This is a genomic window from uncultured Roseobacter sp., from assembly GCF_947493125.1.
Taxonomy (GTDB): Bacteria; Pseudomonadota; Alphaproteobacteria; order Rhodobacterales; family Rhodobacteraceae; genus Roseobacter.
On record NZ_CANLQB010000002.1, the window covers coordinates 134,567 to 146,328 of the forward strand.

Sequence of the window (11,762 nt, forward strand, 5' to 3'; positions counted from 1 at the left end):
CGAGACTACGCCGCCATCCGCACCGGTCAATTCAGCATTTTTTAGTCCGGCATAACAAATTCTGATGTCAGAGCAGCTTTTCTCCGTCCGATGGCCGCGCTATGGCGAAGACATGCGAACTCTGGGCGACATCTACCAAGGCCTGATCGACGCGGGCTCCCTCCAGCCCGACGCCGCGCAATTGTCCGTCCTGCCGGAGTTCGACCGGATCAGGACCGCGCTCCACACACCTGTAAAAAAGGGATTGTTCCGCAAGGCGCCCGAGCCGCCAAAGGGTCTCTATCTCTGGGGTGGCGTTGGGCGCGGCAAGTCGATGCTGATGGATCTTTTCGTGGAACATCTGGACGGAATTCCGGCCCGCCGGGTCCATTTTCACGCCTTCATGCAGGAGATCCACAGCGCCATGCACGAGGTGCGCAAGAGCGGCGTCGAGGATGCGATTGCCCCGGTTGCCGCTGATGTCGCAGCATCGGTGCGCCTGCTTGCCTTCGATGAGATGCAGATCACCGATATCACCGATGCGATGATCGTGGGCCGACTGTTTGAAGCGCTCTTTGCCGACGGTGTCGTGGTCGTGACAACCTCCAACCGCGTGCCCGACGATCTCTACCTCAATGGGCTGAACCGCGATCTTTTCCTGCCGTTCATCGCGCTCATCAAGGAAAAGATGCATGTGGAGGAGCTCGCCAGCCCCACCGACTATCGGCAGGACCGCCTCGGCGGCCAGCCGGTCTATTTCACTCCGGTGAACGCAGATGCGCGGGCCGCCATGGATGCCGTCTGGACGGATCTCGCAGGCGGGCGCGGCGATCCGCTGATCCTGAAGGTCAAGGGGCGCGAGGTCGAGCTTCCCGCCTTCCGGAACGGTGTTGCACGCGCCGGCTTTCACGATCTCTGCAGTCGCGCGCTTGGCGCAGCAGACTACCTGGCACTGGCCGACACGATCAAGGTGCTGCTGCTTGATGGCATTCCAACTCTCTCGCGCGACAATTTCAATGAGGCCAAGCGGTTCGTGACGCTGATCGACGCGCTCTATGAAGCGAAGGTGCGGCTGATCTGTTCGGCGGCGGCCAAACCCGAGATGCTCTATCTGGAAGGCGAGGGCACATTCGAGTTCGAACGCACGGCCTCGCGCCTGCGCGAAATGCAATCGGACGGTTGGGGGCTCTAGCCGTTCTCGCGCAGGACCGCACCCGCAAGATAGAGCGACCCACAGATGAGCACACGGGCGGCGGGGCTCTGCGATACAATGCGCTCCAGCGCGTCCTGAACCGATGGAGCCGTCTCTGCGCGCATGCCGACGTGCGAAGCCGAATCTGCCGTGGCGTCGGCAGGCAACGTGTTGGCCTCCCCGGGGATTGAAACGGCCATCACCTTCTCAGCGACCATTGAGAGAGGCCCGAGATAGCCACCGATGTCCTTGGTGTTGAGCATTCCACAGATCAGATAGGTCGGTCGCTCCGGCAGCGTCGCCAGATGCCGGGCCAGAGCGACTCCGGCCGCAGGGTTGTGACCGCCATCGAGCCAAAGCTCCACGTTGGGGGCTGCGTCGACCAGAGGCCCGCTGCGCAGCCGCTGCATGCGCGCAGGCCATTCGGCCCGGGCCACCGCGGCCTCACAGGCGTCATTGCCGATCCCCAGCGCGCGCAGGACGGCAAGAGCAGTACCCGCGTTCATCATCTGGTGATCTCCGGGCAGGTTCGGGCGCGGCAGGTCGAGCAGACCCCGTTCATCCTGATAGATCATCCCGTCTCGCTCGGGGGCCACATGCCAGTGCTGCCCATTGGCCAGCAGAGGGGCGCCACGTTGGGCCGCGACATCTTCGATGACCTCAAGCCCCGCCTCCTCTTGCCGCGAGACAACGCACGGAACGCCACGTTTGATGATCCCCGCTTTCTCGAAGGCGATCTTGTCGAGCGTGTCTCCAAGAAACTGCTGATGATCGAGGGAAACGGGCGTGATTACCGTCATCTCAGGTTTGGAAATCACATTTGTCGCGTCGAGCCGCCCGCCGAGCCCGACCTCCAGCAGGGTATAGTCCGCCTCGGTCCGCGCAAAGGCGAGCAGAGCGGCGCAGGTGGTGATCTCGAAGTAGGTGATGCTCTCGCCCCTGTTCGCGGCATAGCATTCATCCAGAACCGCCGTCAGGTCCTCTTCGGAAATCAACTGACCGGCGACCCGGATCCGCTCGTGAAACCGTGCGAGATGCGGGCTGGTGTAAGCATGTACGGTCTTATCCGCCGCTTCCAAGCCCGCGCGGATCATCGCAAGGGTCGAGCCTTTGCCGTTGGTCCCGGCAATGTGGATCACAGGCGGCAGATCGTTTTGCGGATTGCCAAGCGCGTCAAGTAGGCGCCAGACACGATCCAGCGTCAGATCTATGATCTTGGGGTGCAGGGCCATCATCCGTTCGAGGATGACGTCCGAGGTGGCCTGCGTCATTTCTGCTCGGGCTCGGCGGCTTTGTCCTCTTCCTCCGACAGCGCATGAGGCAGATCGGCGGGCGGTTCAGGCGGCGGCAGATCCCCTCGCACAGCAGGCGGAAGGCCAAGCAGCATCCGTGTGATCGAGATCAGCTCATCCCGCATCTGCCCCCGCGGTGTGACCCGGTCGAGCATCCCATGATCGAGCAGATATTCCGCGCGCTGGAAGCCCTCCGGCAGTTTCTCACGAATTGTCTGTTCGATCACACGCGGCCCGGCAAAGCAGATGAGCGCATTGGGCTCGGCGATATGCACATCGCCCAGCATGGCATAGCTCGCCGTCACCCCGCCTGTTGTGGGATGGGTCAGCACGACAATGTACGGCAATCCCGCCTCTTTCAGCATCTGCACGGCCACGGTCGTCCGTGGCATCTGCATCAGGCTGAGAATACCTTCTTGCATGCGCGCGCCACCCGCGGCGGAGAAAAGGATCAGCGGGCGCTTCAGCTTCACCGCCTCCTGCGCCGCAGCAATGATCGCGTTGCCCACATACATGCCCATGGACCCGGCCATGAAGGAGAAATCCTGCGCGGCGGCCACAATCGGCGTGCGCCCGATCTCACCACTGGCCACCAGCATCGCTTCGGCCTCACCGGTCTCTTTTTGCGCCGCCTTTAGACGGTCGGGATAGCGCTTCTGATCGCGAAAGTGCAGCGGGTCGGCCTTAGGCGCCTCCACCGGCACCTCGGTGAAAATGCCGCCATCAAACAGCGCCATGAACCGGTCCCGTGGCGTGATGTGCATGTGATGCCCGCAATTGGTGCAGACGTTCAGATTGTCCGACACTTCGCGGTGAAACAGCATCGTTCCGCACTCTGGACATTTGGTCCACAGATTGTCCGGCGTCTCACGGCGCGAGAAGATCGAGTTGATCCGCGGCCGGACATAATTCGTGATCCAGTTCATGGCGGTTCCTTTGGCGTCCCTTGCCTTTACAGCATGTCGCATTTCCTTTGAAACGAAAGACCGCTGTCTCTCACTCCGCTCGAACGCGCTTTTCGTTCCTGATGCTTTCGACAAAAACGCGACACGCTTTAGTTAATCCCGTCCCCGGGAAAGTGCAATCAGCGGCGGATGGCGAGACGCGCGGCCAGCCAGCTGACAACCATGAAGGCGAAGTCAACCGGGAGCCAGGCCGCGACGGCCTCCGTCTCCGCCAGCGAGAACGGGCTGTGATAGAGCGCGAGACCGGACAGGCTGTCTGGCATCGAGACAATCAGGATGGCCGTGACATTATTCACAAAATGCACGGCAATGGCGGGGCCCAGCGTGCCCGCCCGTGCCGTGAGGTCCGCCATCAGCAGGCCAAAGACCGTGGCCCAGACTGCGATCGCCTGCGCATTCGAGCCCGCCTCTTCCGGTAGATAATGTCCCATGCCAAAGAGGATCGACGGGATGATCATCCAGATCACGGGCGATGCAAACCGCGCCGCAAGTTGTTGCTGGAGATAACCGCGGAAGAGCACCTCCTCGGCACTGACCTGAATGAGAACGGAGAGCAGCGACATCGGCAGCAGGACAAGCCAGATGCCCAGACTGAGGTTCGAGATCAGCGGTGCGCCCATGTCCCAGGGTGGCAAAATCCAGATCACCGCATTGATCACGGCCAGAACGATCAAGACGTCCCGCATCTGCATGAAACAAAGGCGCAGATCACCGAATGTGTCGCCAAAGCCGCGCTTGTGCACCACCCGCAGCGCGACGGCAACACCCACGATCATGAAGCCGAAGCTGAAGAGCAGGAGGAACATCGCCACCGGCGTATCGCCGCGGTCAAGCGCATTGGCGAAGCGCGGCGCATTCGCCCCCTGCCAGGTGAAGAGCGTCTGGAAAAACGTCTGATTGCAGAGCAGATAGACACCGGCGGCGATAATCAACCCCATGATCAGCCGCCAGATCTGCGCCGTCTCCCGGGCGGGAGCGATCAGCGCTTCATGCGCGCGGTAGGCGGTCCGCCAAAACATGGATCGGTCTCCCTCAGGCGTTGGTGCGCGCGTATTCCTGATCGTCCTGCGGGATACTGACGCGCGCCTCGCGCAAAAGCTCCGCAGCGCCGGTCAGATGGCCTGCAACCGTCTGCAGCAGGCTCATCAGCACCTTCGGATCCGTCTCGATCACCGCCTTGAACTCCGCCGCCCCGATCCGCAAAAACTGCGTTTCTTCCTGTGCGACAAGGTCAAGTTGCCGCGGCTCGTCCAGGATAACGGCCAGATCGCCGATCAATCGGCCGGGGCCGACAGCTGTCACATCGTGCCACTCATCGTCGTCGTCGCGATACCCCATCATCGCATAGCCCGAGAGGCAGAGGTAGGCTGCGTCGGGCTTCTCACCCATGGAGAAGATGCGCGCGTCGGCCTTCGCCGTGTACCACTGCGCCGAAAACGCCAGAAGGCGCTGCGACCGCGAGTCGAGATTTTCGAACAGCGGGGTGCGCGAGATCACCCGTATCTTGCGCCGCAAATCGTCCGAGCCGCTATCCTCAAGCTCGGGCGTCTCGCCCTGTTCAACACCATCGATCCGACCGTTCTTGATCTCGATGAACATGTCATAGGCCGTCGGGTTCTCGAACTTGTCTTCGAGGAAGATCATGGTGGCCTTGGGCAAGAGATCGCGCAGCTTGGCCCGTGCCCGTTTGCGGCTGGCGGCATCGTGACTGGCAAGAACCGTGTCGAGGATCAGCACATCAGGCCGCTTGATCCCCGCCCGGCTAAAGGCCGCGCGTTCCTGGAAGACACCTGCCAGATTGGTGCCGCCCAAGCCTGTCTTGACGTCGAGAATGGTCTCCGCGACCTGGCGTTTCAGCCCATGTTCGGACAGGACTTCCGCCACAAGATCCTCGATCAACTCGCCCTGAACGCCCGCAATGGCAGAGATACGACCGTAAAGCGCGTTCTCCATCAGATTGAGCCGCGGCAGGTAGTTCTCCGGTGCGATAGGGACAAACAGCCCGCGCATGCGCTCGCGCATCTCGTCGCCCTTGCTCGCTCGTATCTCCAGGATTTCAGTCTTGAAGCTCTCTGGAAATCCTGGGCCGATCTGCTCGGCGGTGAAGGCAAACGGCACCGTCAGCAAGAGCGTGAACTCTTCTTCGGTCAGTGCCCCATCGCCCTTTTCCTTCCGCCTGTTGGCAATGTCGACGAGCCGCTCATAGAGCTCTTCTTCAATGTCCAGAGCCGTAAAGAGCGGGTGGCTGGTACCATCCATGCCAAAGGTCTGATGCAGTGTCTCGATCAGGGTCTGCGAGATGGCAATCGCCTGTTCGGCAAGGTTCAATTCGGTGATCAGCTGTACCAGACCGCTTTCTGCCGCAAGCCCACGCTGTGAGATCTGCCGCTTGGGCGCAGCGAACATCAGGTTACCACCCAGCGGGATCGACGGGTTGAACTCATCTGGATGAAAGCGGTTCACAAAGCCGTCGAGGCCGCGATCAACAAGCCTTTCATGAACTTCCTCACGCAGCGAGACGATTGACGCGGCCAGCTGTGCGTGCAACTCCGCATCCATGCGCGATTTGAGCATGCGACGGAACATCAGCTCGTCAATGCCCATGGCCTCGACAAGTTGGAACCACCAGCCGCGGATCTCTTCGGCTGTGTTGAGACCCGCCATACCCGGATCGACCCAATCGGCCTTGATGCTGTCGAGGCTGTTGCCCGCGCGCTTGGCTTCCAGCGTCGTACGGTCCTTGCTGTCAGGATCCCAAAGCACTGTCTTGGGGCTGGATTTGAGTGGCATCAGCAGGTTGTCCCCCAGCGTGCCGTCAAAGAGATACGGTCGCGAGTGCGCATAGCCGATGCGGGCGGCAATCACAGACTGATGCAGCTCCGTGATATCGTGCCCTGCGATGGTCACACTGCCGCGGGTCGGCAGAACCTCGCGCGTGAGGAGCTCGGCCAAGGCGGTGCGCTCCACCTGGCTTGTGGTCTGCACGGCGACGCGTGCGCCCGCCGGGATCTCAAGGCTGAAATTCTCCAGCACTGCGTTCCCGTCAGAGTTCCGCACTGTCACGTTGCGGATCGAAATCGCGCCATCCAGATGCGGCAACTCTTTCGGTTCTCCCTCAAAGAGCTTTTCGTCGATCATGCCTTTGGGCGCGAACCGTTCGGTCACGATCTCCCACCGCAGCGACATGTCCTGGACCTGATTGTAGTAGGTCAGCAACTCTTTCCAGGGCGAACTCAGGTCCTTGTAGGCGGCGAGCGCCGCGACCAGCGCGCCCACGGTGATCTCACCCTTGATCGCCAAATACCCCCCCGCGGAGTAGAAGAAGAAGGGCGTCAGCTGGGTGATGAAGTTATTGAGAAACTTCATGAAAAACTTTTTCTGGTAGATCTGGAAGCGGATCTCGAAAAGCCGCCCGAGCCGGTCGGTGAAACTTGCCAGCCGGTAGCGGAGCCCGCCGTTGGTGCGCAGATCACCGATACCCGCCGCTGTCTCGCCGATCTCGGAAGAGAACCGGCGCACCTCCACGATGCGCTTCTTATTCAGCTGGTTGATCTGTCGCTGCAGCATCGGGATCAGCCAGGCCTGAAGCGGGATCAGCGCCACGCCGGCGATGCCAAACCAGACGCTCTGGGCAAACAGGAAGATCACGATGATCAGCATCTGTCCGGCCTGAAAGACCGGTTGCGCCACGGCATCGCCCATGAGGCCGCCCATGGGCTCGGCCTCCGATGTCACCATGGAAACCAGCTCGCCCTGGCTGGTGTTGCGGAAATAGCTGCGCGGGAAGCGAGTCATGCGGTTGATCAGCCGGTAGCGGAACCGGCGCAGCATGCGTTCCGCCAGCACGCCTTTCATCGTGTTCAACCGCATCTTCAAGAGCCCGTGCACCACGACCGCCCCGAGATAGGCAAAACACAACGCCATCAGAAACTGCGTCTGCGTCATGCTGACCCCAAGCACGGTCACCGTTTCACTGGCCGCACCAATCGCATCGTTGATGATCCGCTTCGGCAGCTCGAGCGTGGCGTAGAGAAACGGGAAGGTGAACAGCGTGAAAAACAGCAGAAAGAGCTGTTCCCGTTTGGAAAACTTCCAAATGAACGCAAAGAGTGACTTTTCCATGCAAAGGCTTTCGGTATCGGGCTGACGGCGTAAAAACCTGCCGGCCACCAGACGCACACACGCGGATGTTTGAAGTACTTAGGGCTGGACTTGGGCCAATACAAGCGCGCAAATGGTCAGCCCTTGTGCGCATCTGAACGCTTGTGCTTGCAGGCGAAAGGGCTGTTGGCTATTCGAACGGGGATGTTTTTGAGGGGAGACAGCCCATGACCAGCCAGCGCTTCGATAAATCGAAACTGCCCAGCCGCCATGTGACCGAGGGGCCTGCGCGGGCACCGCACCGGTCTTACTACTACGCGATGGGCATGACGGATGAGGAGATTCATCAGCCGCTGGTCGGAGTCGCCACCTGCTGGAACGAGGCAGCCCCTTGTAACATCGCGCTGAACCGTCAGGCGCAAGCGGTCAAGATGGGCGTGAAGCGCGAATATGGTACACCGCGCGAGTTCACCACCATCACCGTGACAGACGGCATCGCCATGGGCCACGAGGGCATGCGCTCTTCTCTCGCCTCGCGCGAGGCGATTGCCGATACGGTCGAACTGACCATGCGCGGGCATTGCTATGACGCCATCGTGGGGCTCGCGGGCTGTGACAAATCCCTGCCCGGTATGATGATGGCGATGATCCGGCTCAACGTGCCCTCGGTCTTTCTCTACGGCGGGTCGATCCTGCCGGGGCGTCTGAACGGGAAGGACGTCACTGTTCAGGACGTGTTCGAGGCCGTGGGTCAGCATCAGGCAGGCAATATGACCACCTGCGAGCTGGAGAAACTCGAAGCGGTCGCCTGTCCCTCCGCCGGGGCCTGTGGCGGCCAGTTCACCGCCAACACCATGGCCTGCGTGTCGGAAGCCATCGGCCTCGCGCTGCCCAATTCGGCCGGGGCGCCCGCACCCTATGAGAGCCGCGACGCCTATGCCGAGGCCTCCGGCGCCGCCGTGATGAACCTCATCGAGAAGAACATCCGCGCGCGCGATATCTGTACCCGCGAGGCCTTCGAGAATGCCGCGCGCATCGTGGCCTGCACCGGCGGGTCAACCAACGCAGGCCTGCACCTGCCCGCGATGGCGCATGAGGCTGGCATCGACTTCTTCCTCGAAGACGTCTGCGAGATCTTCCGCGACACGCCTTACTTCGTCGATCTGAAACCCGGCGGGCAATATGTGGCCAAGGACCTTTACGAGGTGGGCGGCGTGCCTGTTGTGATGAAAGAACTGCGCAAGGCTGGGCTGATCCACGAGGACTGCATGACCGTCACCGGCTATTCCATCGGCGAGGAACTCGACAAGGTCAGTTTGGAGGCAGATGGGCGCGTGATATATCCGGTGGAAACGCCGCTAAGCAAAACCGGCGGCGTCGTGGGTCTCAAGGGCAATCTCGCCCCCGAAGGTGCTATCGTGAAGATCGCCGGGATGGAGCCGCAGCATCTGCTTTTCACCGGGCCTGCGCGCGTCTTCGAATGTGAGCAGGATGCCTTCGAGGCCGTGCAAAACCGCACCTATGAGGAAGGCGACGTCTTCGTGATCCGCAACGAAGGCCCCGCCGGTGGCCCCGGCATGCGCGAGATGCTGGCGACCACTGCCGCGCTCTCCGGGCAAGGCATGGGCAAGAAGGTGGCTCTGATCACCGATGGCCGCTTCTCCGGCGCCACGCGCGGCTTCTGCGTCGGCCATGTGGGCCCCGAGGCAGCGCATGGCGGCCCCATCGCCCTGCTGAAGGACGGCGACATGATCACGCTCAACGCCATTGAGGGCACCATCACCGTGGATCTCTCGGACGACGAGATGGCTGAGCGCAAAGCCGCCTGGAGCGGGCCGCGCCAGACCATCTATGGCGCAGGCGCTCTTTGGAAGTACGCCAAACTGGTGGGCCCGACCTACCTCGGCGCGGTCACTCACCCCGGTGCCAAGGAAGAGGGTCACGAGTACATGGCCCTCTAACCAACAGCGCTGCGGTCGCCGCCGATGCAGAGACCGCAGCCTCAACCCCGGAAAAAGGCGCCCACCGGGGCGCTCCGATGGGCTATAGTGTTTTGAACACGCAGCACGCACGGAAATCGTCATCGGATAGCATGGGTAGAGAAAAATTCCTGTCAGGTTGGACCGCGCACCGGACCCTGCTCGGCGCCACAGCCGGAGGCCTCAGATGAGTACCCGTCGAACCGGCCCCCTTTCACGAATGCTGCGCGCCTCACGTGGAGGGCAGACGTCGGAGGCACCGGAACCCGAGAGCATGCCGGACGACGCTGATGTGCCGAAGCCACACAATGCCGATTGGGCCTGGCGACCGCCGCTTTGGTCTGTGCCGCTACCCGAACCGGATGTTTCCGTGACCAGCGGCAGGACAGAGATTTGCAACGCTGCCACTCTCTTCCACGATGCCGAGGCCGCCGATATCATTCTGCATCGGCGGCACCAAGCCAAGCCCCCCATTGCCTATGAACTTGGCATCGAGGTAGGCGCCTTTGAGGGCAGTTTCCTGTCTCTGGCGCTCGATTTGCCCGAAGCAGCAACGCAGGGTCTGAAGCGCACGCACATCCTGCGCGTCACCAGCGCCGTGACCCTGACCCCTCCAATCACCGCTTTCGTCCGACTGAACGTCCGGCACGGCCCCAACACCGAACAGCTGCTCCGCCAGATCGACACGGAGTCGAGCAATGTCCAGGTCGAGTTCGATCTCGCCTATTCCGAGGTGAACGACAGGCGGATCGAAGGTGCGTGGATCGACCTGATCTTCGAGGCCCCCGCTCGCACGCGTATCCTGCTGCAGGATCTTACGGTCTTGCGCCGCCGACGCGCACCGATGTAGCGCCCAAAGCAAAAGCCCCGCCGAAGGGGCGGGGCTCGGAATTCGTTGGAGGGCCCAAGCCTACTCGACCGGAACCAGAGCGTTCAGACCCTTGAGAATGTCGATAGCATAGGCCAGCTGATAGTCCTCTTCCCGCAGCGCGGCTGCGGCTTCGGCTTTCGCGCGATCAGCTTCGATCTGCTTGATTTCATCTTCAGTCAGGCTGTCATTGTTCAGGCTGCCACGCAGATCCGCCTCGGACCGCAGGGCGCGGACGGGGTTTTCCTCGTCGTCCTCTTCGGTGTTCTGAGGTCGGCGCGGTTGTGCCACGACAATGTCAGGTGAAACGCCCAGCGACTGGATCGAGCGGCCCGACGGCGTGTAGTACCGGGCCGTCGTCAGGCGCATCGCCCCCTCGCCGCGCAACGGCATCACCGTCTGCACAGATCCCTTGCCGAAGCTCTTGGTGCCGACCACGATGGCGCGGCGATGGTCCTGCAGAGCCCCTGCAACGATCTCCGAGGCCGAGGCGGAGCCACCGTTGATCAACACAACAATCGGCTTGCCCTGCGCCAGATCGCCGGCCGTGGCATTGAAGCGCTCTCCATCCTGGATCTCCCGACCCCGGGTGCTGACGATCTCCCCCTCTTCCAGGAAAGCGTCCGACACCTGAATGGCCTGGTTCAGCAGACCACCGGGGTTGTTGCGCAGATCGATCACGATACCCTCGATCTTGTCGATCCCGCCCGCCTCTTCGATCTGTTCTTCGAGGCCGGATTTCAGGTTGGTGTAGGTCTGGTCGTTGAAGGTCGTGATCCGCAGAACCACGGTTTCACCCTGGGTGCGCGTGCGCACCGCTGTCAGCTTGATCGTATCGCGGATAATTGACACGTCGAAGGGTTCTGATTCGCCTTCGCGGACAACGGTGATCAGGATTTCGGATCCCACCGGCCCGCGCATCATCTCCACCGCCTCGTCCAGCGTCAGTCCCAGAACGGACTCGCCGTTCACATGGGTGATGAAGTCGCCCGCTTCGACACCGGCCTCATCCGCAGGCGTGCCGTCGATGGGAGACACAACCTTCACGAAGCCTTCTTCCTGCGTGACCTCGATGCCGAGACCACCGAATTCGCCCCGCGTCTGAACGCGCATGGCCGCGGCGTCATCGGGCGAGAGATAGCTGGAATGCGGATCGAGCGACGTGAGCATGCCATCGATAGCCGCTTCGATCAGTTCCTTGCTGTCGACCTCCTCAACATACTGCGCACGAATGCGCTCGAAGATATCACCGAAGAGATCAAGCTGCTCGTAGACATTGCTCGACTTCGCGCTTTCCTGCGCCAGAAGGGGGCCCACCACCTGCGTGGTCGCAAGGATGCCTGCGAGGGTACCGCCCACTGCCGCCATGGCAAATTTTTTCATTGG

At 61.7% G+C, this 11,762-nt stretch carries 8 protein-coding genes; 3 read left to right on the top strand and 5 right to left on the bottom strand.

Going from position 1 to position 11,762, the window contains the following annotated elements; genetic code table 11:
• Positions 1–112 precede the first annotated feature (112 nt).
• A complete protein-coding gene (gene zapE, locus Q1A71_RS04470) occupies positions 113–1,171 on the top strand; it encodes a cell division protein ZapE (protein WP_299673181.1) in 1,059 nt (352 codons plus the stop codon).
• Here zapE and Q1A71_RS04475 read toward each other — a convergent pair.
• From Q1A71_RS04475 to Q1A71_RS04490, 4 genes are all read right to left on the bottom strand, one after another.
• Entirely contained in the window at positions 1,168–2,442 is a 1,275-nt protein-coding gene (locus Q1A71_RS04475; protein ID WP_299672244.1) for a folylpolyglutamate synthase/dihydrofolate synthase family protein, read from the bottom strand. The genes zapE and Q1A71_RS04475 overlap by 4 nt on opposite strands.
• Entirely contained in the window at positions 2,439–3,389 is a 951-nt protein-coding gene (gene accD / locus Q1A71_RS04480; RefSeq protein ID WP_299672246.1) for an acetyl-CoA carboxylase, carboxyltransferase subunit beta, read from the bottom strand. Before accD ends, Q1A71_RS04475 begins: the two co-directional genes overlap by 4 nt.
• A gap of 158 nt (positions 3,390–3,547) precedes the next feature.
• Positions 3,548–4,447 (bottom strand): type II CAAX endopeptidase family protein, encoded by a 900-nt coding sequence (locus Q1A71_RS04485; protein ID WP_299672248.1) that lies wholly within the window; start codon positions 4,445–4,447, stop codon positions 3,548–3,550.
• 13 nt (positions 4,448–4,460) lie between these two features.
• The gene (locus tag Q1A71_RS04490) at positions 4,461–7,550 is read right to left on the bottom strand and encodes an ABC transporter transmembrane domain-containing protein (RefSeq protein WP_299672250.1); all 3,090 of its coding nucleotides are present in this window, start codon (positions 7,548–7,550) and stop codon (positions 4,461–4,463) included.
• Between the two features lie 206 nt (positions 7,551–7,756).
• On the opposite strand from Q1A71_RS04490, the gene ilvD reads away from it, so the two are divergent.
• Complete coding sequence (gene ilvD / locus Q1A71_RS04495) at positions 7,757–9,490, top strand: dihydroxy-acid dehydratase (RefSeq protein WP_299672252.1); 1,734 nt, start codon at positions 7,757–7,759, stop codon at positions 9,488–9,490.
• A gap of 292 nt (positions 9,491–9,782) precedes the next feature.
• Positions 9,783–10,358, top strand: coding sequence for a DUF6478 family protein (locus tag Q1A71_RS04500; RefSeq protein ID WP_299672254.1), 576 nt, complete (start codon positions 9,783–9,785; stop codon positions 10,356–10,358).
• Between the two features lie 60 nt (positions 10,359–10,418).
• Here Q1A71_RS04500 and Q1A71_RS04505 read toward each other — a convergent pair whose 3' ends face one another.
• Positions 10,419–11,759 carry a S41 family peptidase gene (locus tag Q1A71_RS04505; protein WP_299672256.1) on the bottom strand — a complete coding sequence of 447 codons (1,341 nt, stop codon included), beginning with the start codon at positions 11,757–11,759 and terminating at the stop codon, positions 10,419–10,421.
• Positions 11,760–11,762 lie beyond the last annotated feature (3 nt).

Coding starts and splice junctions, on each gene's coding strand:
- zapE (WP_299673181.1), top strand. CDS start 113: ATGCGAACTCTGGGCGACATCTACCAAGGCCTGATCGACGCGGGCTCC.
- Q1A71_RS04505 (WP_299672256.1), bottom strand. CDS start 11,759: ATGAAAAAATTTGCCATGGCGGCAGTGGGCGGTACCCTCGCAGGCATC.
- Q1A71_RS04475 (WP_299672244.1), bottom strand. CDS start 2,442: ATGACGCAGGCCACCTCGGACGTCATCCTCGAACGGATGATGGCCCTG.
- Q1A71_RS04500 (WP_299672254.1), top strand. CDS start 9,783: ATGCCGGACGACGCTGATGTGCCGAAGCCACACAATGCCGATTGGGCC.
- accD (WP_299672246.1), bottom strand. CDS start 3,389: ATGAACTGGATCACGAATTATGTCCGGCCGCGGATCAACTCGATCTTC.
- ilvD (WP_299672252.1), top strand. CDS start 7,757: ATGACCAGCCAGCGCTTCGATAAATCGAAACTGCCCAGCCGCCATGTG.
- Q1A71_RS04485 (WP_299672248.1), bottom strand. CDS start 4,447: ATGTTTTGGCGGACCGCCTACCGCGCGCATGAAGCGCTGATCGCTCCC.
- Q1A71_RS04490 (WP_299672250.1), bottom strand. CDS start 7,550: ATGGAAAAGTCACTCTTTGCGTTCATTTGGAAGTTTTCCAAACGGGAA.